Raw genomic sequence first — 21,138 nt, forward strand, 5'->3', positions numbered from 1 at the left:
GCGCTACACGCGAAAAGCTGAACGCGCGCCATATGAATCTGGATGATCAGCTGGCGAGATCGGCCTTCACGAAATCGGCGCAGCGCTCGCCGATCATGATCGACGGGGCGTTGGTGTTGCCCGAGATCAGTTTGGGCATGATCGAGGCATCGGCGACATAGAGCCCCTCGACCCCGCGCACGCGTAGCCTTGGGTCGCACACGGCCATGTCGTCGGATCCCATCCGCGCGGTGCCCACCGGATGATAGATGGTGTCGGCCCGGGCGCGGATCAGCCGTTCGAGCGCATCGTCGTCGTTCAGGTCGATCGGATAGCGGTCGCGGCCCTTGTGGTCGGCGAGCGGCGGCGCCTCCAGGATCCGATACATCGCCCGCACGCCCTTCTTCAGCAGTTCCATGTCGCGCCCGTCGCTGAGGAACGCCGGGTCGATCAGTGGCGCGGCGCGCGCGTCGATCGATTGAAGGCGGACGGTGCCATGGCTTTCCGGCCTAAGCACGCAAGTGTGGCAGGAGAAACCGTGGCTCTTCACCTTGGTCCGCCCATGATCCTCGAGCACCACCGGCACGAAATGCAGCTGGATGTCCGGGGCCGGCGAATTGGGGTCGACCGTCAGGAAACCGCCCGATTCGGCATAGGGGGTCGTCATCGCGCCGCGTCGGTGCCGCATCCATTGCACGATCGCGCCGGCCGATTTGAGCGTGCCCTTCAGCGACTGGCCGATGAAATAGCTGCCCTTCACCTCGAACCCGGCGACATAATCGACATGGTCCTGCAGGTTCGCGCCGACCATCGGCCGGTCGATCCGCACCGCCACGCCCTGTTCGCGCAGATGCCGGCCCGGCCCGATGCCGGACAGCATCAGCAATTGCGGCGTGCCGAACACACCGCCGGCCAGCACCACCGCCCGGCGCGCCCGGATTACCTTCGCCTCGCCGTCCTGCAGATAGGCGACGCCCCAGGCGCGGCCTTCGTCGAACAGCACCCGCTCGGCGATGACGTCGGTCAGCACTTCCAGGTTGGCGCGCTTGCCGGCGCTTTCGATATAGGCGCGCGACGAACTCCAGCGCTCGCCGCCCTTCTGGGTCACCTGATAGACGCCGACGCCATCCTGCCGGGCGCCGTTGAAATCGTCGTTCAGCGGAATCTGAAGCTGCCGTGCGGCCTCGACGAACTCGATCGATCCCGGATGCGGATCGCACTGGTCGCTGACGTTCAACGGCCCGTCGCCGCCATGCCAGGCATCGGCCCCGCGCTCATTATGCTCGGAGCGTTTGAAGATGGGCAGGACCTCGTCATAGGACCAGCCAGGGCAACCCATCGCTGCCCAATTGTCATAGTCCCATTTGTTGCCGCGCAGATAGAGCATCGCATTGATCGCGCTCGATCCGCCCAGCCCGCGTCCGCGCGGCTGGTAGCCGCGCCGGCCGTTCAGTCCCGCCTGCGGCACCGTCTCGAACTGCCAGTTGGTCTTCGGGGTCTGGAAGGCGATGAAACCCGGAATCCGCGTACGGAACCCGGTGTTGCGGCCTCCCGCCTCCAGCAGGGCGACGCTGTAGCGGCCGTCCTCGCTCAGCCGGCCGGCTGTTGCCGCTCCGCCTGATCCACCCCCGACGACGACGATATCGGCTTCTTCCACTGCGCCCCCTCCCGTGCCCGTTCTTTCGCGAGCCACAATTCCTTGATCGTCTCGGACGTATCCCGGCTGCCGTCGTGGCTCCACCCCGGCGGCATCACCATATAGCCCAGTTTGGCACGCCATCCCGGTGCCGCCCACACGTCCTTCGCGATGCCCACCCATTCGTGGAACGCCGCCCAGACGAGGTTGAAGCTGCCCAGATTCTTGACGATGCCGTAGCGCGGGCGATCATCGTCGCGCTCGGGCTCGAAACTGCCGAGCCACTTGTCCCATACGATGAACACGCCGGCATAATTCTTGTCGAGATAGCGCGCATTGGTCGCGTGATGGACGCGGTGGTGCGACGGTGTGTTCATCACCGCCTCGAACCAGCGCGGCATCCGCCCGATCACCTCGGTGTGGATCCAGAACTGGTAGATCAGGTTCAGTCCGCCGACGAAGAACACCATCGCTGGCGGAAAGCCGACCAGGAACAGCGGCAGGCGGAAGATGAAGGCGACGCTGATAAAGCCGGTCCAGGTCTGCCGCAGCGCCGTCGACAGATTATAATGCTGGCTCGAATGGTGGATGACATGGCTTGCCCAGAACCACCGCACCCGGTGTGCGGACCGGTGAAACAGGTAATAGGCGAAATCGTCGAGTACGAAGCACAGGACGAACCAGTACCAGGCATAGCCTATGTCGAAGAGCCGGTATTGCGAGAGCCACACCGCGAGCATGTACACGAACCCGCCGGTCAGCACGCCCGCCACGGTACTGCCGGTGCCCAGCGCAAGGGAAGTCAACGTGTCCCTGGGCTCATAGCGTTTGCGGTCCTTCGCCCAGGCGACCAGCATCTCGGCCAGCACCAGCAGAACGAAGGCGGGTACGGCGTAATCGACTGGATTCGGCAGGTTCATGCCACCTGCTTACACTCTTGTCAGCGACGCTTCCAGCCCACGCACATCAGTCTCCAGCACGCCGAGCAGGGTCACGTCGCCGAACAGCCTCTCGCCGGTTCTGACGGTCACGCCCTCCACCGCTGGGCCAAGCGTCAGCGGCGCGAGCAGCCGGCGTGCGGCGACTTGGGCCCCATGTCGTTTCAGGACCGCGATCGCGCCATTGCCCGCGACGATCGCCGCGCCGCCATCCTGGCTGACCAGGGCGGCATGAGCATAGAAGCCGGCCAGCATGTCCTCGGCGATCTCGCGCGCCTCGGCGGGGCTGCCGATCCGGCTCTCGCCCAGCCGCAGCCACCGCGCGACCCCGGCCAGCGCCAGGATCGCCGCGATCGATCCGGCGAGCTGGGCCCAGTTCATCTGCCGCCCGCGAGCGCGTCGAGCATCGGCCGGATGCCGGTCAGGTCGTATCCGGTCGCCGCCGCCTTCGCCATCAGCCGGTCGGGCTGGTCGCCCATCTTTGCCCGCGCCAGCGCCCAGAGATTACAGGAGCGCGTACCCGACCGGCAGAAGGCGAGCACCGGGCCGTCCGCCGCTTCGAGCGCATCGACCATCGCATCGACCTGATTGCCCGAGAAACCGGCATGGGTGATCGGGATCGCGGTATAGGAGAGCCCCGCCGCCTCGGCCGCTGCGCGGATCGCGTCGCCCTCGGGCTGGCCACCTTCCTCGTCGTCTGGCCGGTTATTGACGATCGCGGTGAAACCGGCGGCGGCGATCTCCGCCATGTCCCCGGGCAGGATCTGCGGGGCTACCGCAATAGTGTCGTCAACGGGGCGAATCTGCATGCCGAACTTGCTCCAAGGACCGTCTCCCGCCGCGGCGCGGTGGGAGGGTGATCCGCTATCGACCAGACGCCGGGGGCGGGGTCAAGCTCACCCCAGCCGCTTTCCTGAAAGGAGAGAGACTGCGCGTCACGCCCCGTCCCGGATCACGGTGAGGAAGGCATCGCCATATGCCTCCAGCTTGCGGGTGCCGACACCGGTGATCCGCCCCATCGCGCCAAGCGTCGCCGGCTTCATCGTCGCCATCTCGCGCAACACTGAATCGTGGAAGATCACATAGGGCGGCACCTGCGCCTCCTGCGCCAGCTCGCGGCGTTTGGCGCGCAGCGCCTCGAACAGCGGATCGCCGGTCGGGTTGGCCGCGGCGTTTCCACCGCCCCGCCGGCGCCGTTCGCGCTTCGGCGGCAGGATCAGCGCCATGCCGGACTCGCCCTTCAGGATCGCGCGCGCTTCGGGCCCGAATTCAAGGCCCCCGAAATCATTGGCGCGCAGCGCGTCGCGCAGCAGCAGCGCGCGCGCCACCGGCTTGATCAGCGCCGCCTCTTCGGGGCTTGAGGCGATGCCGAACACGCCAAGCGCCTCATGCCCGTTCATCAGGCTGCGCTCGCTCGACTGGCCGGTCAGGATGCTCTCGATATAACCGACGCCGAAGCTCTGTCCGGTGCGGAACACCGCCGACAGGAACTTGCGCGCCACCTCGGTCGCATCGACCGCGCTCGGCGGGTTCAGGCAATTGTCGCAATTGCCGCAGGTCTCCGGGCTGTCGTCGCCGAAATGCTTGAGCAGGATGCGGCGCCGGCATCCCGCCGTCTCGACCAGCGCGCCAAGCGCGGTCAGCCGGGTGCGCTCGCCCGCCTGGCGATGCGGCTCCACCTCGGCGATTCGCTGGCGCGCCTTGGCGAAATCCTCCGCCCCCCAGAACAGATGGGCGATCGCCGGGTCGCCGTCGCGGCCGGCGCGGCCGGTCTCCTGATAATAGGCCTCGATCGACTTGGGCATGCCGGCATGCGCGACGAAGCGCACGTCCGGCTTGTCGATTCCCATGCCGAATGCGACCGTGGCGACCATCACCATGTCCTCGGACGCGACGAAATCGGCCTGGTTGCGCGCGCGGACATGCGGATCGAGCCCGGCATGATAGGGCCGGGTCGAACGCCCGGTCGCCGCCAGCTTTTCGGCAAGCTGCTCGACCGCCTTGCGAGTCTGGGCATAGACGATGCCCGGGCCCGGCTGCTCGGCGATCAGGTCGGCGATCTGCCGGGTCGTGTTGTCCTTGGGGGATATCAGATAGCGGATATTGGGGCGGTCGAACCCGGCGACGATCTTCCCGTCGCGCGGGATGCCGAGCTGCTCCAGAATGTCGGCGCGGGTATGCGCGTCGGCGGTCGCGGTCAGCGCGAGGCGCGGCACATCCGGGAAATGGTCGAGCAGCGGCCGGAGCAGCCGATAGTCGGGCCGGAAATCATGCCCCCATTCGGAAACGCAATGCGCCTCGTCGATCGCGAACAGGGCGAGCGGCGCCTGCGACAGCAGGTTACGGAAACTCTCGCCCGAGGCACGCTCCGGCGCGACATAAAGCAGGTCGAGCTCGCCCGCCCTGAATCGACCGATGGTTTCCATCTGGTTGGTGTCGACCGAGGTCAGGGTTGCGGCGCGGATGCCGATGGCTTCGGCCGCGCGCAGCTGGTCGTGCATCAGCGCGATCAGCGGGGAGACGATGATGCAGGTCCCGTCGAGCATCACCGCGGGAAGCTGGTAGCAGAGCGACTTGCCGGCGCCGGTGGGCATCACCGCCAGCGTGTTCTCGCCCGCCAGCACGCGGTCCACCACCTGGCGCTGGACGCCGCGGAACTCGGGAAAGCCGAAGGTGGATTGCAATGTGGGAAGTGGATCGATCACGCTGTCCCAAATAGCCTCGCCGCATCAAAAAGCCATGCGGGGCTTCGGGATATATCGCGCCCGGCGGTCAGGCGGACCCGCGACAGGTGGCCCATCGCCATTTTCCTGCTAGCACGGGCGCATGACCGAAGATGTCCGCGACAACACCGCCGCCCACCGTTTCGAACTGGTGGTCGACCGCCATTTGTCTTTCAGCGACTATACGCTCGACGGCGATATCATCACCTTCACCCATACCATCGTCCCGCCCGCGCTTGAGGGGCACGGCGTGGCCAGCCGGCTGATTTCCGGCGCGCTCGCTCAGGTCCGCGCTCGCGGGCTGAAGGTGCGGCCGGTCTGCAAGTTCGTGAAGGCCTATATCGAGCGCCACCCTGAATGGCAGGACCTGCTGGCCGAACCACCGGCCTGAGGATCACTCCGCCGCCAGCGCTCCCTCTTCGCGTTCCTGGGCCTGGCGGTTCCACATCTCGGCATAGAGCCCGTCCTGCCGCAGCAGTGTCGCATGGCTGCCGCGCTCGACCACGCGGCCCGCCTCAAGCACGACGATCTCGTCGGCATCCACCACGGTCGAGAGCCGGTGCGCGATCACGATGGTGGATCGGCCCCGGCCGATATCCTCGAGCGTCGCCTGGATCTCCGCCTCGGTTCGGCTGTCCAGCGCGCTGGTCGCCTCGTCGAGGATCAGGATCGGCGGGTTCTTCAGCAGGGTGCGGGCGATCGCCACGCGCTGCTTCTCGCCGCCCGATAGCTTCAGCCCGCGCTCGCCGACCCGGGTTTCGTAACCGAGCGGTTGGCGCTCGATGAACTCGGCGATCGAGGCGCCGCGCGCCGCGCGCTCGATCTCCTCCTGGCCAGCACCCTCGCGGCCATAGGCGATGTTGTAGCCGATCGTGTCGTTGAACAGCACCGTGTCCTGCGGGACGATGCCGATCGCGGCGCGAAGCGAATCCTGCGTGACGCCCGCGATATCCTGTCCGTCGATGGTGATCCGCCCGCCGGTCAGGTCGTAGAAACGGTACATCAGCCGCGCGAGCGTCGATTTGCCGGCGCCCGACGGGCCGACCACCGCCAGCGTGTGCCCGGCGGGAATATCCAGGTCGATGCCCTTCAGGATCGGCTGGCCATCGTCATAGCCGAAGCGGACATCCTCGAACCGTACATGCCCCGCGCCGACGACGAGCGGTCTGGCGCCGGGCGCGTCGACAACCTCGGACGGCGTGTCGATCAGGTCGAACATCGCCCCCATGTCGATCACGCCCTGGCGGATCGTGCGATAGACCATGCCGAGCAGGTCGAGCGGCCGGAAGAGCTGGGAGAGCAGCGTGCTGACCAGCACGACATTGCCGGCGGTATAGCGCCCCTCGCTCCAGCCCCAGACGACCAGCGCCATGCCGCCCGCCATCATCAGGTTGGTGATCAGCGCCTGGCCGATATTGAGCCAGGCGAGCGAATTCTCGCTGATCACCGCTGCATTGGCATAAGCGGCGATGCCCTCGTCGTACCGCTTGGCCTCGCGCTCCTCGGCCCCGAAATATTTGACCGTCTCGAAATTCAGCAGCGAATCCACCGCATGCGCCACCGCGCCGGTATCGAGATCGTTCATCCGCGCCCGCAACGCAGCGCGCCAGTCAGTCACGATCCGGGTGAAGACGATATAGGCCGCGACCATCACCACGGTGCCGACGACCAGCCCGGGACCGAACTTGGTCCAGAAGATGCCGAGCACCAGGCCAAGCTCAAGCACCGTTGGGGCGATGTTGAACAGCAGGAAATAGAGCATCGTGTCGATGCTCTTGGTGCCGCGCTCGACCACCTTGGTGACCGCGCCGGTGCGCCGCTCGAGGTGGAAACGCAGCGACAGCCGGTGGAGATGACGGAACACCGCCGCCGCAAGCCGCCGCGTGGCCTCCTGCCCGACGCGCTCGAACACCGCATTGCGCAGATTGTCGAACACCACCGATCCGAACCGCGCGGCGGCATAGCCGATCACCAGCAGCAGGATCAGCGTCGTCGCGCTTCTGTCGCCGGCGCCCATGCCGTCGATCGCCCCCTGCAGCGCGAAGGGCGCGCCATAGACCTGGACCAGTTTCGACGCCAGCACGAGCAACAGCGCGACCACGATGCGCAGTCGCAGCATCGGCGCATCGGCCGGCCACAGATAGGGCAGGAAGCGCCGCAGCGTCGGAATCAGCGGGCGCTCGATGCGGGTTGGTTCGGTCATGGGCGGCATTGCGTCCCCATATAGGCGGCCGGCCCCCGATCAGAAGCATTTCACGGAACAAGAGTCTCGTCTCGTCGATTGATGCCTTGACTGGGAGCCGAAGCATGGAACCGTTCTACTTCGTCATGGCGATCATGGGATGTGCTGACGGTTCGGCCCAATGTGCCGAGGCGCGCATCGTGCCGGTACACTATGCCACGGCCGCCCAGTGCCAGGCGGCGATGCCCGTCATGCTCCAGCGCAACACCGATATCGACTATCCGGTGATCAGCGCGGCATGCCGCTCGAATCGCCCGCAACTCGTCCAGCTGGATCCGCAGCGCCGGGGCGGTTGATAGCGCCGTCGCTCTATGCCTGTTACGCTATCGGCTACAGGTGGCGGGACGGTAGATGCGCAAGATTCTGAGCATAATATTGGGCGCGCTGGCGGCGATGCTGGTCGTTTCCGCCTTCGATTCGCTTGCCGGTTATCTCTATCCGATGCCCCAGCTGGAAAGCGACGATCCGGCGGCGCTCGCGGCCGTGGTCGCCGGCATGCCGATCGCGGCCAAGCTGCTCGTCGCGGCCGGCTGGTTCGCCGGTCCGCTCGCCGGCGCCTGGCTGGCGCTTCGCATCAGCGACTGGCGCATGGCGGGCCGGATCGTCACCGCGGTGGTGCTCGCCGGCAGCATCGCCAATATCGTGATGCTGCCCCATCCGTTCTGGATGCAGGCCTGCGCGGTGCTGTTGCCGATAGTGGGCGGCGCGCTGGGGATATGGTCGCATCGCAAGCCCTATCCGGGCGAGCCGCTACTCGGCTGATCCGTTCCCGGGCTCGCGCACGATCGGCAACGACCAGCGGATCTGGTCGCGCAGCAGCGATTCAAGCTCGTCCGCGCCCATCTGGTGCGCCGTGGCGCGCTTCTGCAGCAGCGTCGCGAGCAGCGACGCGCGGCTCGGCGGTTCAGCCGGCCTGGCGCGTCCCTGCGCAAGCGCACGGGAGAAGCGGTGGGAGAGCATGGTCATGCATCAACGGCCTAAGCCAGGATGGTATCGTGACGGTCACCGGAAAAGGTTAGCGCGGCCTTGTCCACAAGTTCGGGTCGCGCGGCACCGGCGGATACAGCGTCCGCCGCCCGATCGCCTCCCGCGCCGCGCGGGCGATCATGGCGATCTTGGCGCCGGTGGAGGTCGTGACCCGTCGATCCCACGCATGCTCGCCCCGCGCGGCGACCTCCCGGCCGATCGCGCCGTAGATTCCTGCCGCCGCCAGCACCGCCCAGGCCGACCGCAGCGGCAGGGCGGGCGTCCCGGCCCGCGCGCTTGCCTCGAACGCCTCGGCGCGCGCCGCCAGCCGTTTCGCCAGCACCGCGAGCCGCTGGCGAAAGGGGGGCTTCATATGCTGGCCCGGCGGGATATCCATTTCCACCAGCCATTCCACGGGCAGGTAGCAGCGCCCGACGCGGTCATCCTCCTCGATGTCGCGCGCGATATTGGCGAGCTGGAACGCCATGCCGAGGTCGCAGGCACGGTCGAGCGTCGCCTCGTCCCCGGGCGGTATCCCCATCGCCACCGCCATCATGCACCCGACCGCGCCGGCGACATGATAGCAATAGGTATAGAGGTCGCCCTCGCTGCGCGGCCGCCAATCCTCCGCGTCGAGCGCGAAACCGGCGATGAGGTCGCGCGCGAAACGCGGCGGCATCGCCGTCTCGGCCGCCACGATGCGCAGCGCGTCGAAAGCCGGGTCGCCGACCTGGTGGCCAGCCAATGCCGCCTCGGTCATCGCCGAGATGCGCGCGAGACGCTCGGGCGCGTCGTCGACCCGGGTCATGCCGTGGCCATGGTCCTGGCCGTCGGCGATGTCGTCGCATTGCCGGCACCAGGCATAGAGCAGCCAGGCCCGCTCCCGGGTCCTGCGGTCGAACAGCCGGCTCGCCGCGGCGAAGCTCTTCGATCCGCGGGCGATCGATTCAGCCGCCGTCGCGACGATCGCGTCGCGGCCTGGCAGCGCCGGGCTCACAGGTCCGATTTGCGCATCTTGGTGATGGTCTCGATCGGCACATGCGCCGCCATCTTGGCGAGGAGACCGTCGAGCCCGTCGTCGATGATCAGGATTCCCTGATGCTGCGGCCGCAGGAAGCCGACCTCGCCCATCTTCGCGTAAAAGGCGATGAGATGATCGTAATAGCCGGCCACGTTGAGCAACCCGACCGGCTTCGCGTGATAGCCGATCTGCGCCCAGCTCAGCGCCTCCCACAATTCGTCCATCGTGCCGGTGCCGCCGGGCAGGTTGATGAAGCCGTCGGACAGGTCGGTGAAGGCCTGTTTGCGCTGGTGCATCGTGTCGACGACATGAAGCTCGGTCAGCCCGCGATGCGCCACCTCGGCTGAGACGAGAGCCGTGGGGATGATGCCGATCACCTCGCCGCCCGCCTCGATCGCGCCATCGGCGACGGCGCCCATCAGCCCAAGCCGGCCACCGCCATAGACGACGCCGATGCCGCGTCCGGCAAGGGCGCGGCCGACGGCGCGGGCTGAGTCGATATAGACCGGGTCAGCCGGCGAGGCTGACCCGCAATAGACGGCGAGACGCTTCACAGTTCCCACCCGGCACGGGGAGGGGAACCATGCGAAGCATGGTGGAACGGGGCTTCCGCAGGCGAAGCGCTGGTGGCGCTCCCCCACCACCATTCGCTGAAGAAGCGAATGGTCTCGCTCCCCGTGCCGGGGAGGATTTGAAAAGTCATCGCAATGGTCCTTCCAGCATCAACGCAGCCGTCGCCTTGGCGCTCCCGACGACCCCCGGGATCCCCGCGCCCGGATGCGTGCCAGCGCCGACGAAATACAGGTTCGCGATCTCGTCGTCGCGATTGTGCACGCGGAACCAGGCGCTCTGGGTCAGGATCGGCTCAAGGCTGAACGCGCTGCCGAGATGCGCGTTCAGGTCGTGCGCGAAATCGCTTGGCGCATAATGGAACTTGGTCACGATCCGGTCATGGATATCGGGGATCAGCCGCCGCCCGACCTCGTCGAGGATGCGCTTTTCAAGGATCGGCCCGATCTCCGCCCAGTCCACCGGGAACTTGCCGAGATGCGGCACCGGCGCCAGCGCGTAAAAGGATGAATGCCCCTCCGGCGCCAATGACGGGTCGGTCACGGTCGGGTGGTGCAGATAGATCGAGAAATCCTCGGGCAGCACGCCGGTGTCGTACAGGTCGGCGAGCAGGCCTTTGTAGCGCGGGCCGAACAGGATCATGTGGTGCGGGATGCCCGGCCAGGTGCCCTTGATCCCGAAATGCACCACGAACAGCGACGGCGAATAGCGCTTGCGCTCGAGCCGGTTCTTCGTCCGCTGCGCGCTGCGCGACGTCTTCAGCAGGTCGCGATAGACGTGCATGACGTCGCCATTGCACGCGACCATGTCGGCCTTGCCTTCCCAGCCCGACGCGGTGACCACGCCGGTCGCCTTGTCGCCCAGCGTCTCGATGCTCGTCACCGGATCGTCCAGCCGCAGCACGCCGCCCAGCCGCTCGAAATGCGCGACCATCCCGGCGACGAGCTTGTTGGTGCCGCCCATTGCGAACCATACGCCGCCGTCGCGCTCGAGCTTGTGGATCAGCGCGTAGATCGCGCTGGTCGTCATCGGATTGCCGCCGACGAGCAAGGTGTGGAAGCTCAGCGCCTGGCGCAGATGCTCGTCCTTCACGAAGCTCGACACGATCGAATAGACCGACCGCCACGCCTGGTATTTCGCCAGCGCCGGTGCCGCCCTGATCATCGAGGCGAAGTCGAGGAACGCGACCTGGCCGAGCTTCACATAGCCTTCCTGATAGACCCCGGCCGCGTAGTCGAGGAACTTGCGGTACCCGGCGACATCCTCCGGGTTCAGCCGGGCGATCTCCGCCATCAGGATGCTGTCGTCATTGGTATAGTCGAAGCTGGTGCCGTCGGGCCAGGTGAGCCGGTAGAAGGGCAGCACCGGGGCAAGCGTCACATCGTCCGCCATGCTGCGCCCGGTCAGCGCCCACAGCTCCTGCAGGCAGGCCGGATCGGTGATGACGGTCGGCCCGGCATCGAAGGTGAAGCCGTCCTTCTCCCAGACATAGGCACGCCCGCCCGGCTTGTCGCGCGCCTCGACGATGGTCGTCTCGACGCCGGCCGATTGAAGCCTGATACCGAGCGCGAGGCCGCCGAAGCCGGCGCCGATGACGATGGCCGAACGGTTCATGTCGGGCTCCGCCGGGCGATCGGGCGGATCGCCGGGCCGGTGATGGCGTCAAACGCGCGGCGGATGGGTACGGGTGGCTTGCCCATCAGGACACGGGCCTTGTCGGATAGGGTCGAACGTCCAGCATAGAAACGGCCTATAAGACGGGGATCGAGCCGATAGAAGCGTTCGAGGATGCGATAGCGTTCGGCTGGCTCGGCTGCCTTGAACAGCATCTTGTCGAGCATGCGGTAGAAGCCGCGCCGGCGCCAGGTCGACCGGGCCAGGCCATAGGTCAGGTCGTGCAGCGCCTTGCCCGACAGGTCGCTCGTCCCGGCGATCAGCGATGCGGTCCGCACCGCATCGGGCAGCGAATAGCCGGTGGTCGGGTGGAACAGCCCGGCGCGCATGCCCGCCTTGGCGACCTTGTTGCCGCCGCTGCGCCAATATTCCTCGAAATCGCCGCCCATCGCGACCGGCAACACGCCGGCCTCTTCGCGCGCGACACGGTCGACCCGCCAGCCGCGCGTGCCGACATAGCTGTCGATCCGCCCGGCCAGTATCGTCCGGTCGAGCTCGGGCGTGTCGCTGTAATAGGTGTCCTCCACGAACATCCGGGTCGCGGCGAACGGCAGGCAATAGACGAAGCGATAGCCGTCGATCTGCTCGACGGTCGCGTCCATCACCATCGGATTCGGCGCGCCATGCGGTTCTTCCAGGTGGAATTCGCGCCCGAGGAATTTCTGCCAGCCAAGCTCGAGCAGGCCCAGATCGCCCGGCCCGCGCGCATCGATCACCCCCTTGGCCTGGATTCGGTCGCCGTCGGCCAGCACCACCGCGGTCGGGCTCGCGCCAAGCACCTTGCGCCGGGTCATCAGCGCGCCGTCGGGCAGGGCGGCGCGCACCACCGCGTCGAGCCGTTCGGATTCGATCGAATAATAGGCCGCGCCCAGCGTGCGGCGGTGCGCCGGAAAGGCGATGTCGTAGCTCTTCCAGCCATAGCTGATCAACGGGGCCACGATCCACCGGTCGCCATCCGCCACGTCGCTGGCGAAGAAGGACCAGACATGGTTGCCGCCGACCCCGTCCGATCCCTCGATCAGCCTGATATCGAGGCCGGGATGACGCTTCTTTAGCGCCAGCGTCACCAGCCCGCCGGCCAGCCCGGCGCCGACGATCGCGATATCGCAGGATAGGAGGGCTGGCATGCGCCCGTGCCTACCCGATTCGCGCCGCTCCGCAAATCGGGCAGGAGAGATGTTTCAGGCGGCTTCGCGCAGCGGCATTTCAGTAGCCATCGCCAGCGCCACCGAGGGGCGTTTGCGCATCCTGCTGCGCCAGCCGAGCAGTACCGGCCAGTCGGCGATCGGCACCCCGGCATATTCGCACCAGTTGAGCACGCTGAGCAGATAGGCATCGGCCACGCTGAAGCTGTCGAGCAGATAGTCGCTGCCGTCGAGGCGGGCCGACAGCAGGTCGAACCGTTTCGCGGCCAGCTCGTGCGCCCAGGCCTTGGCGCCCTCGGGCGGCGCGCTGCTCATCAGCGGCGCGAACACTGCCTTGTGCAGTTCGGTCGAGATGAAGTTGAGCCAGCGCATCATCTGATAGCGCTCCTCCGTATAGGGGGCGGGCGCCAGCACGCCCTCGGCGGCGAGATCGGCGATATAGGTCAGCACGGCAGGCCCCTCGGTCAGCGCGAGGCCGCCCGCCGTCTCCATCGCAGGGACATAGCCCATCGGGCTGATCGCGCTGAACGGGCGTCCGTCGGGCAGGCGGCCCCCCGGCAGCACCTGGACGAACTCGGCGTCGAGCTCTGCCTCCTCGATCGCGATCCGCGTCGCGAGCGAGCAGGCGAAGGGAATGAAATAGAGCTTCATGGGGAACTCCCTGGGCCTTGGTTGATTTCCGTACCGTTTCGCATAATATAAATCCAAGTCAACGATTCTTTGCGAAACGGTACATAATTTGTCACAGCGCCCCCGCGGCCGGCCGCGCAGCTTCGACGCGAACGTCGCCCTCAAGGCCGCGTCGGAACGGTTCCGCACGCATGGTTTTGCCGGCACCTCGCTCGACGACCTGGCTGAGGCCACCGGCCTCGCCCGGCCGAGCCTCTACGCTGCGTTCGGCGACAAAAGGTCCCTGTACCTCGCGGCGCTGGCGCGGCTCACCGACCGGGTCGAGCGATCGTTCGCCACGCTCGGCGGCTTCGCGTTGCCGCTGCGGGAGATGGTCGAACGCATGCTGCTCGGCGCGATCCAGGGCTATATGTCGGGGGAGAAGGGGCCTTCGGGCTGCCTGCTGATCGGCACCGCCACGGCGGAGGCCGCGGCCGATCCGGAAGTCCGCGCCGCGCTCTGCACCTTCCTGGCGATGGAGGATCGCTGCATCGAGGAGCTGCTTACGGCCGCCGGCAGTGCCCGGCCGGCTGCATCGGCGGCGATCGTCGCCTCGGTGCTCCACTCGCTCAGCGTCCGTGCCCGCGCCGGGGAATCGCGCGAATCGCTTGACCGTATCGCGCGCGATTGCGCTGCGATGATCGTCTGAACGCATGACGCGCCGGGCGTTCGGCGTATAAGGCGCTGCATGACCGTCGCCATCGCCATCCTGCTCTCCGCCGTCGCGATGTCGGTGATCGTCGGGGTGCGCTACCTGATCGTCAGCGGCGCCTTCGCCATGGCGACCAGGGCCAGGCACCCTGGCCTCTATGCCGGGCTCGATCCCCAGATCAGGCGAGAGATCGGGTGGAGTCTCGCTTCAGCCGCGATCTACGGCGTACCGGCCGGCGTGATCGCCTGGGGCTGGCAGAATCGTGGCTGGACCCTGATCTATAACGATCTCCACGCGTTCCCGCTCTGGTATTTGCCACTGTCGGTGCTGCTGTACCTGATGGCGCACGATACCTGGTTCTACTGGACTCATCGCTGGATGCACCTGCCCCGGCCGTTCCGCATCGCCCATGCCGTCCACCATGCCAGCCGCCCGCCGACTGCCTGGGCGGCGATGGCGTTCCACCCGATCGAGGCGGTCACCGGCGCTGTGGCAATTCCGCTACTGGTGTTCGTGATTCCGATTCATGCCGGCGCGCTGGCGGTGGTGCTTGCGGTCATGACGCTTATGGGGGTTACCAACCATATGGGGTGGGAGGTTTTCCCTGCGTTCATGTGGCGGGGGCGAATGGGGGCGTGGCTCATCACCGCGAGCCATCATCAACGCCACCATGAGCAATATGGGGGGAATTATGGGCTTTATTTCCGGTTCTGGGACCGCCTGTGCGGCACCGATCGCGGCGTCGGCGATTTCGCGCGCGACCATGCCCGGGCCAGGAGCAAGGCGGTTCTGGGCAAAGCGCCTGGGTCTGGCGCTCACGGCGATGGCGCTGCTGCCGGGGGCGATGCCGGTCTCTGATCTGTCGCTCGACGTGGCGAAGCTGCGTTCGACGCGCGGCATGATCCGCATCTGCCTCACTGCCGATCCCGCCAATTTCCCCAAATGCACCGACGACCGGCGCGCCGTGACGCGCTCCGTTCCGGCCACCACCCACGACATCAGCTTCGACGGGCTGCCGCGCGGCGACTATGCCATCGCGGTGATCCATGACGAGAATAGCAACGGCAAGCTCGATACCTTTGCCGGCATCCCGCGCGAGGGGTTCGGCTTCTCGCGCAACCCGGTCATCACCTTCGGTCCGCCCAGCTTCAAGGCGGCACGCTTCACCGTATCGGGTGATGCCGATGCGCAACAGGTGAAGATGCTTTACCTTCTCTAGGATCACGCGGCGGACCCAAAGCGATGCAGGCGGCGTTTCCCCGGTCCGAGACCCGGCCTGGAGTATTTTCGTGATATCGCAAAACCGTATCGCCCTTTCGCTCGCGACATTGCTTTCCTGCACCGCAGCCCCCGCCTTCGCGCAGGATTCGGCCGGCCCGCCTTCTCCGGCGCCGTTGCCCGCCGAAACGGTCGAGCAGAACCGCAACAGTCTCACCATCGGCGGCGGTGTCGCCTATATGCCGAGCTATGAAGGGTCGAACGACTATGTCGTGACGCCGGCGTTCGCGGCGCGGGGCAAGCTCGACGGGTTCAGCTTCTTCACGCGCAACACCCAGTTGTATGTCGACCTGATCCCCAATCCCCCCGGTCCGTCCTTCGATTTCCAGCTCGGGCCGATTGCCGGTCTCAACTTCAACCGCGTCGGCCGAATCGTCGATCCGCAGGTAAAGGCGCTCGGCAGCCGCAAGGTCGCGCTCGAGGCCGGCGGGTTCGTCGGCATCGGCAAGACCGGCCTGATCACCAGCGACTATGACAATCTCACCGTCCGCGTCGCCTATGTCCACGATCTCAGCAATATCTATCGCAGCTATGTGATCACCCCGTCGATCGAATATTCAACGCCGCTCAGCCGCAAGGCGTTCGTCGCTCTCTCGGTCTCGGCCGATTATGCGGGCACTGGCTATGCCCGCGCCTATTTCGACGTGGACGCCGCCGGATCGGCGCGCAGCGGCCTGCCGGTGTTCAGCGGACGCAAGGGCTGGAAGGATCTCAATGTGGGGCTCGTCGCGGGCCGTTCGCTCACCGGCGATCTGCTTCATGGTCTCGGCATCTACGTGACGGGTTCCTATACCCGCATGCAGGACGATTTCGCCGCCAGCCCGGTGACCAGCATTGCCGGCAGCCCCAATCAATGGCTTGGCGCGATCGGGCTCGGTTACACCTTTTGAGGCGGGCTGAGCCGGCTTGAGCGGGATTGGCCGTTAACGGTTGTTGATGTCGGCCCGGTAGATCGGCTACCGGGGGGCAGAAACCGGCTGGAATCGGTTCGCCCGACCGCTGCAAATGGTTGGGGCCGGTGGCCAAATTCTTCTCGCGCGTGCGGGAAATCATCTCAAGGAGAGGTCATTTTGACCGACGACCAGCAGCTGATCGAGAGTAGCGAATCAGCCCTCCAGCCGGAACCCGAACTGCGCAACGAGCGCCGCGAATTCTTCAAGGCGGCGCTTGGCGCGACGGCGGCCACGGTGGCCGGCGCCGGCGCGCTGTCGATCGCGACCTCGGCGTCGGCGGCGACGATCGCCGACAACGACATGGGCAATTTCCTGCTCCAGATCGAATATCTCGTGGCGCAATATTACAGCTTTGCCGTGTCGGGCGTCGGCCTGCCCGCCGCTCAGCTTACCGGGGTCGGCACCGCCGGTGCCGCCACCGGCGCGCGCCAGGTGACGTTCACTGATCCGCTGGTCTCGCAATATGCGCAGGAAATCGCGCAGGATGTGGCGGCGCATGTCGCATTCCTGCGCACCACGCTCGGCAGCGACGGCGTGACGGCGCAGCCGGCGATCGACCTCAGCGTCACCGCCACCAGTGCTTTCTCCAAGCTGGCCGGCGCGGCCAACGTCGTCACGGCGGGGACCGCGTTCGACGTCTATGCCAGCGACCAGAATTTCCTGCTCGGCGCCTTCATGATCGAGGACGTCATCGTCACCGGCTATGCCGCCGCCGCGGCGTCGATCACCGACAGGACGATCCTTGGCCAGGTGCTCGGCCTGCTCTCGGCGCATGCGCACCATGCGTCGATGATCCGCTCGCTGCTCTACGCAAAGGGGGTTGCCACCCCCGCGCTCCGCACGAACGCCGACAGCATTTCCGACGTCCGCGATTCTCTAGATGGCGTCGGCAGCGATGCCAGCAAGGATCTCGATCACGGCATCTCGCCGACCACGGTCAACGGCAACCTCGTGTCCAATATCGTGCCGGCCAATCCCGAGGGTATCGTGCTTGGTCGCAGTGCGGGTCAGGTGCTGAACATCTTCTACCTGAACAGCGCGGCGGTCAGCTCGGGCGGCTTCTTCACGGCAGGCCTCAACGGCGCCGTGAAGACCAGCGCCGTCAACTGATCGCAATATTGCCCCCAAAGGGAAGATTTCACGATGATCGATACCGATACCCCGATGACGGCACCCGGCGCGGACAATGATCGCGCCGGCGCGCGGCGCCGCTTCCTGCAACTCGCTGGTGGCGCCACGATCGCGATGGGCCTCGCTGCCTGCGGCGGCAGTGGCGACGGCAGCCCGACGCCGACCCCCACGCCGACCGGCACCGCGACGCCGACGCCCACCTCCACCTCGACCGTCGCGCTCGACGTCGACTATCTGAATTTCGCGCTTCAGCTTCAGTATCTCACGGCGCAATATTTCGCGCTGGCGACGACGGGTAGCGGCGTCGCCGCGTCGCTGCTCACCGGCACGGGTACCCAGGGCACCGTGTCAGGTGGCGCGCAGATCACCTTCAGCGATGCGCTGCTCGGCCAATATGCCCGCGAGATCGCGACCCGGGAACTGGCCCAGCTCGGCATCCTGCGCTCGGCGATCGGCTCGGCGGCGGTGTCCGCACAGCCGTCGATCGATCTTTCCAGCGCGGTCACCGGCGGCTTCACCCGCCTGGCGCGCGCCGGCGGGCTGATCGGCCCGGCCGACACGTTCGACGCCTTTTCCAGCGATCTCAACTTCCTGCTTGGCGCGTTCATCCTCCAGGATGTCGTGGTCACTGCCTATATCGGCGCGACCCCGGCGATCACGAACCTGGTTCTCGTCAATGTGGCGGCCGATGCCCTTGCGGCAAAGTCCTACGAGGCGGCGCTGATCCGGTCGCAGCTTTATGGCCGCGGCACGGCGGCGCGTACCGCCACCGATCAGCTCAGCGGTGCGCGGGACGCGCTCGACGGCGCGACTGATCTCGACCAGGGCGTCACGGGCAACGCCACGACCTCGAACATCACGCCGGCCACGATCGACGGCCTTGTCGCCGGCCGCACCCCGGCGCAGGTGCTCAACGTCCTCTACACCAATCGCGCGGCAGTGACGGGTGGCGGTTTCTATCCGAACGGCGTCATCAGCACCTATTTCAAGACGAGCGGCGCCAACTGACCGGACCGGCTCGCTGCGAAGCATGCTGAAAAGGCCGCGCGACCAGGGTCGCGCGGCCTTTTCTTTGTCAGCCGATACGCCTAGGGTCCCCGCTTCCCCGGGGGGGCGCTGATGCGCGCCTGAGAGGGGGGCTGCAGCCCCCGACCCGCCGAACCTGATCCGGTTGAAACCGGCGGAGGGAGGGAGCGGCTTTCACCCGAAATCCGTGGCCCGTCCTCCGCACTGCGTGAGGAGGTGGCCATGACGATTCATACACCAGCGACCGCGCTGCTCGCGATGCTGATCGGCGTCTATCTCGCCGGCACAGGCCTTGGCGGGCTGGCGAACGGGGATCGGTGGCGTCGCGCATTTGATGAATTCGCTGCCTCTCCCGCGCTGTTGCTGGTCGCCGGGGCGGTCGGCTTCATTGCCGGCGCCGCGATTGTCGGGGTCCACAATCGCTGGTCCGATCCGCTCGCCGTCGCCGTCTCGCTGGTCGGCTGGGCGGCGATGGCCAAGGGGATGGGGCTGATCGTCCTGCAGGATCGCGGCCTTCACCTGACTCGTCCGCTCGCCACCGCCACCCGTATCTGGGCGATCGTCGTGCTCGCGCTCGGCCTCGCCTTCCTGATCGCCGGCGTCACCGCCAAACCCATTATCTACTGAGGAAATACCCATGGCAGACATCCCCGCCCGCACCGAAATCGGCGTCACCACCGGTCCCATCCGCGGCTCTCGCAAGATCCATGTCGGGGAATGGCGCGTGGCGATGCGCGAGATCATGCTTGAGCCGTCGAGCGGCGAAATGCCGCTCCGGGTCTACGACACGTCGGGCCCCTATACCGATCCCAAGGCGATCATCGACATCAATGCCGGCCTGCCGGCGCTGCGTCGCGACTGGATCCTCGGCCGCGGCGACGTCGAATCCTATGACGCGCGCGAGATCAGGCCGGAGGATAACGGCCTGTCCGGCCCGGATCGCTCGGCCGGCGTGCCGCAATTCCCCAATGTCGTGAAGCGCCCCCTCCGGGCGAAGTCCGGGGCCAATGTCAGCCAGATGCATTATGCCCGCCGCGGCATCATCACGCCCGAGATGGAATATGTCGCGATCCGCGAGAATATGGGTCGCGCCGCCGCCAGGGAACAACTGATCCGCGACGGCCAGTCCTGGGGCGCGTCGATCCCGGACCATGTCACGCCGGAATTCGTCCGGGACGAGGTCGCCCGTGGCCGCGCGATCATCCCCAACAATATCAACCACCCCGAATCCGAACCGATGGCGATCGGCCGCAACTTCCTCGTGAAGATCAACGCCAATATCGGCAACAGCGCCGTCGCCTCGAACGTCGCGGCGGAAGTCGACAAGATGGTCTGGTCGATCCGCTGGGGCGCCGACACGGTGATGGACCTGTCGACCGGCCGCAACATCCACGACACTCGCGAATGGATCCTGCGCAACTCGCCCGTGCCGATCGGCACCGTGCCGATCTACCAGGCGCTGGAAAAGGTCGGCGGCGTGGCCGAGGACCTGACCTGGGACATCTTCCGCGACACGCTGATCGAGCAGGCCGAACAGGGTGTCGATTATTTCACCATCCATGCCGGCGTCCGCCTCGCCTATGTCCCGATGACGGCGAAGCGAGTCACGGGCATCGTCAGCCGCGGCGGCTCGATCATGGCGAAATGGTGCCTGGCGCACCACAAGGAGAGCTTCCTCTACGAACGCTTCGACGAAATCACCGAGATCATGAAGGCGTATGACATCGCCTACAGCCTCGGCGACGGCCTGCGCCCGGGCAGCATCGCCGATGCGAATGACGAGGCGCAGTTCAGCGAGCTCTACACGCTCGGCGAACTCACCCACCGCGCCTGGAAGGAAGACGTCCAGGTCATGATCGAAGGCCCCGGCCATGTGCCGATGCACAAGATCAAGGAGAATATGGACAAGCAGCTCGAGGTCTGCGGAGAGGCCCCCTTTTACACGCTCGGGCCGCTCACCACCGATATCGCGCCGGGCTATGACCATATCACCAGCGGCATCGGCGCAGCGATGATCGGCTGGTACGGCACGGCGATGCTTTGCTACGTCACGCCCAAGGAACATCTCGGCCTGCCCGACCGCGACGATGTGAAGGTGGGTGTCGTCACCTACAAGCTCGCCGCCCACGCCGCCGATCTCGCCAAGGGCCACCCGGCCGCGAAGCTCCGCGACGACGCCCTGTCCCGCGCCCGCTTCGAATTCCGCTGGCGCGACCAGTTCAACCTGTCGCTCGATCCCGACACGGCTGAGCAATATCACGACCAGACACTCCCGGCCGAAGGTGCCAAGACCGCCCATTTCTGCTCGATGTGCGGGCCGAAATTCTGCTCGATGAAGATCACGCAGGAAGTGCGCGACTTCGCGGCGAAGCAGAATAGCGGCGTGGATAGTTTCCTCGCGGCGACGCCTGCGCAGGACGGGGATGCGGCGCGTGCTCGGTTCGCGAATGCCGATGCCGAAAAGGGCATGGACGAGATGAGCGAGAAGTTCCGGCAAACCGGCGGGGAAATCTACCTGCCGGCTGCCGAGTAGCC

23 protein-coding genes and 1 riboswitch are annotated in these 21,138 nt (G+C 66.6%); of the genes, 11 read left to right on the top strand and 12 right to left on the bottom strand.

Features of this window, described 5'->3' with window-relative positions:
- Positions 1-46 precede the first annotated feature (46 nt).
- The 5 genes from P0Y59_19060 to recQ all read right to left on the bottom strand — a co-directional run bounded on the left by P0Y59_19060 (position 47) and on the right by recQ (position 5,258).
- On the bottom strand, positions 47-1,636 hold the full coding sequence (locus P0Y59_19060; GenBank protein WEJ99020.1) for an FAD-dependent oxidoreductase: 1,590 nt from the start codon (positions 1,634-1,636) through the stop codon (positions 47-49).
- On the bottom strand, positions 1,570-2,535 hold the full coding sequence (locus P0Y59_19065; GenBank protein WEJ99021.1) for a sterol desaturase family protein: 966 nt from the start codon (positions 2,533-2,535) through the stop codon (positions 1,570-1,572). The genes P0Y59_19060 and P0Y59_19065 overlap by 67 nt, the downstream gene beginning before the upstream one ends.
- A 9-nt stretch (positions 2,536-2,544) precedes the next feature.
- The gene (locus tag P0Y59_19070; GenBank protein WEJ99022.1) at positions 2,545-2,934 is read right to left on the bottom strand and encodes a hypothetical protein; all 390 of its coding nucleotides are present in this window, start codon (positions 2,932-2,934) and stop codon (positions 2,545-2,547) included.
- Positions 2,931-3,362 (bottom strand): TIGR01244 family sulfur transferase, encoded by a 432-nt coding sequence (locus P0Y59_19075; GenBank protein ID WEJ99023.1) that lies wholly within the window; start codon positions 3,360-3,362, stop codon positions 2,931-2,933. Before P0Y59_19075 ends, P0Y59_19070 begins: the two co-directional genes overlap by 4 nt.
- A 126-nt stretch (positions 3,363-3,488) precedes the next feature.
- Positions 3,489-5,258, bottom strand: a complete 1,770-nt coding sequence (gene recQ / locus P0Y59_19080) for a DNA helicase RecQ (protein ID WEJ99024.1) — start codon at positions 5,256-5,258, stop codon at positions 3,489-3,491.
- A gap of 121 nt (positions 5,259-5,379) precedes the next feature.
- On the opposite strand from recQ, the gene P0Y59_19085 reads away from it, so the two are divergent.
- Positions 5,380-5,667: a GNAT family N-acetyltransferase gene (locus P0Y59_19085; GenBank protein WEJ99025.1), complete on the top strand. Its 288-nt coding sequence runs from the start codon at positions 5,380-5,382 to the stop codon at positions 5,665-5,667.
- Between the two features lie 3 nt (positions 5,668-5,670).
- On the opposite strand, the gene P0Y59_19090 is transcribed toward P0Y59_19085, so the two are convergent.
- On the bottom strand, positions 5,671-7,488 hold the full coding sequence (locus P0Y59_19090; protein WEJ99026.1) for an ABC transporter ATP-binding protein/permease: 1,818 nt from the start codon (positions 7,486-7,488) through the stop codon (positions 5,671-5,673).
- Between the two features lie 95 nt (positions 7,489-7,583).
- Between P0Y59_19090 and P0Y59_19095 the strand changes: the two genes are divergently transcribed.
- Together P0Y59_19095 and P0Y59_19100 are read left to right on the top strand one after the other, a co-directional pair.
- Positions 7,584-7,814: a hypothetical protein gene (locus tag P0Y59_19095; protein ID WEJ99027.1), complete on the top strand. Its 231-nt coding sequence runs from the start codon at positions 7,584-7,586 to the stop codon at positions 7,812-7,814.
- 55 nt (positions 7,815-7,869) lie between these two features.
- Positions 7,870-8,280, top strand: coding sequence for a hypothetical protein (locus tag P0Y59_19100; protein ID WEJ99028.1), 411 nt, complete (start codon positions 7,870-7,872; stop codon positions 8,278-8,280).
- Here P0Y59_19100 and P0Y59_19105 read toward each other — a convergent pair.
- The 6 genes from P0Y59_19105 to P0Y59_19130 form a co-directional block, all read right to left on the bottom strand.
- Entirely contained in the window at positions 8,269-8,484 is a 216-nt protein-coding gene (locus P0Y59_19105) for a hypothetical protein (GenBank protein ID WEJ99029.1), read from the bottom strand. The genes P0Y59_19100 and P0Y59_19105 overlap by 12 nt on opposite strands.
- Positions 8,485-8,533: 49 nt before the next feature.
- Complete coding sequence (locus tag P0Y59_19110; GenBank protein WEJ99030.1) at positions 8,534-9,481, bottom strand: phytoene/squalene synthase family protein; 948 nt, start codon at positions 9,479-9,481, stop codon at positions 8,534-8,536.
- On the bottom strand, positions 9,478-10,059 hold the full coding sequence (locus tag P0Y59_19115) for a TIGR00730 family Rossman fold protein (GenBank protein WEJ99031.1): 582 nt from the start codon (positions 10,057-10,059) through the stop codon (positions 9,478-9,480). The genes P0Y59_19110 and P0Y59_19115 overlap by 4 nt, the downstream gene beginning before the upstream one ends.
- A 145-nt stretch (positions 10,060-10,204) precedes the next feature.
- On the bottom strand, positions 10,205-11,689 hold the full coding sequence (locus P0Y59_19120; GenBank protein WEJ99032.1) for a phytoene desaturase: 1,485 nt from the start codon (positions 11,687-11,689) through the stop codon (positions 10,205-10,207).
- The gene (gene crtY / locus P0Y59_19125; protein ID WEJ99033.1) at positions 11,686-12,876 is read right to left on the bottom strand and encodes a lycopene beta-cyclase CrtY; all 1,191 of its coding nucleotides are present in this window, start codon (positions 12,874-12,876) and stop codon (positions 11,686-11,688) included. The genes P0Y59_19120 and crtY overlap by 4 nt, the downstream gene beginning before the upstream one ends.
- 54 nt (positions 12,877-12,930) lie before the next feature.
- Positions 12,931-13,545, bottom strand: a complete 615-nt coding sequence (locus P0Y59_19130; GenBank protein WEJ99034.1) for a glutathione binding-like protein — start codon at positions 13,543-13,545, stop codon at positions 12,931-12,933.
- A gap of 88 nt (positions 13,546-13,633) precedes the next feature.
- Here P0Y59_19130 and P0Y59_19135 point away from each other — a divergent pair, with 88 nt between their 5' ends.
- From P0Y59_19135 to thiC, 8 genes are all read left to right on the top strand, one after another.
- A complete protein-coding gene (locus P0Y59_19135) occupies positions 13,634-14,212 on the top strand; it encodes a TetR/AcrR family transcriptional regulator (protein ID WEJ99035.1) in 579 nt (192 codons plus the stop codon).
- Between the two features lie 39 nt (positions 14,213-14,251).
- Positions 14,252-15,073 (top strand): sterol desaturase family protein, encoded by an 822-nt coding sequence (locus P0Y59_19140; GenBank protein WEJ99036.1) that lies wholly within the window; start codon positions 14,252-14,254, stop codon positions 15,071-15,073.
- The gene (locus P0Y59_19145) at positions 15,060-15,434 is read left to right on the top strand and encodes a DUF2141 domain-containing protein (protein WEJ99037.1); all 375 of its coding nucleotides are present in this window, start codon (positions 15,060-15,062) and stop codon (positions 15,432-15,434) included. The genes P0Y59_19140 and P0Y59_19145 overlap by 14 nt, the downstream gene beginning before the upstream one ends.
- A 70-nt stretch (positions 15,435-15,504) precedes the next feature.
- Positions 15,505-16,383, top strand: coding sequence for a MipA/OmpV family protein (locus P0Y59_19150; GenBank protein ID WEJ99038.1), 879 nt, complete (start codon positions 15,505-15,507; stop codon positions 16,381-16,383).
- A gap of 180 nt (positions 16,384-16,563) precedes the next feature.
- On the top strand, positions 16,564-17,556 hold the full coding sequence (locus tag P0Y59_19155) for a ferritin-like domain-containing protein (protein WEJ99039.1): 993 nt from the start codon (positions 16,564-16,566) through the stop codon (positions 17,554-17,556).
- Positions 17,557-17,589: 33 nt separating this feature from the next.
- Entirely contained in the window at positions 17,590-18,585 is a 996-nt protein-coding gene (locus tag P0Y59_19160; GenBank protein ID WEJ99040.1) for a ferritin-like domain-containing protein, read from the top strand.
- Between the two features lie 93 nt (positions 18,586-18,678).
- A riboswitch (TPP riboswitch) is annotated at positions 18,679-18,780 on the top strand.
- 45 nt (positions 18,781-18,825) lie between these two features.
- On the top strand, positions 18,826-19,230 hold the full coding sequence (locus P0Y59_19165; protein ID WEJ99041.1) for a DUF2065 domain-containing protein: 405 nt from the start codon (positions 18,826-18,828) through the stop codon (positions 19,228-19,230).
- 10 nt (positions 19,231-19,240) lie between these two features.
- Positions 19,241-21,136 (top strand): phosphomethylpyrimidine synthase ThiC, encoded by a 1,896-nt coding sequence (gene thiC / locus P0Y59_19170; protein ID WEJ99042.1) that lies wholly within the window; start codon positions 19,241-19,243, stop codon positions 21,134-21,136.
- Positions 21,137-21,138: the final 2 nt, after the last annotated feature.

This window comes from Candidatus Sphingomonas phytovorans (genome assembly GCA_029202385.1).
GTDB classification, from domain to species: Bacteria; Pseudomonadota; Alphaproteobacteria; order Sphingomonadales; family Sphingomonadaceae; genus Sphingomonas; species Sphingomonas phytovorans.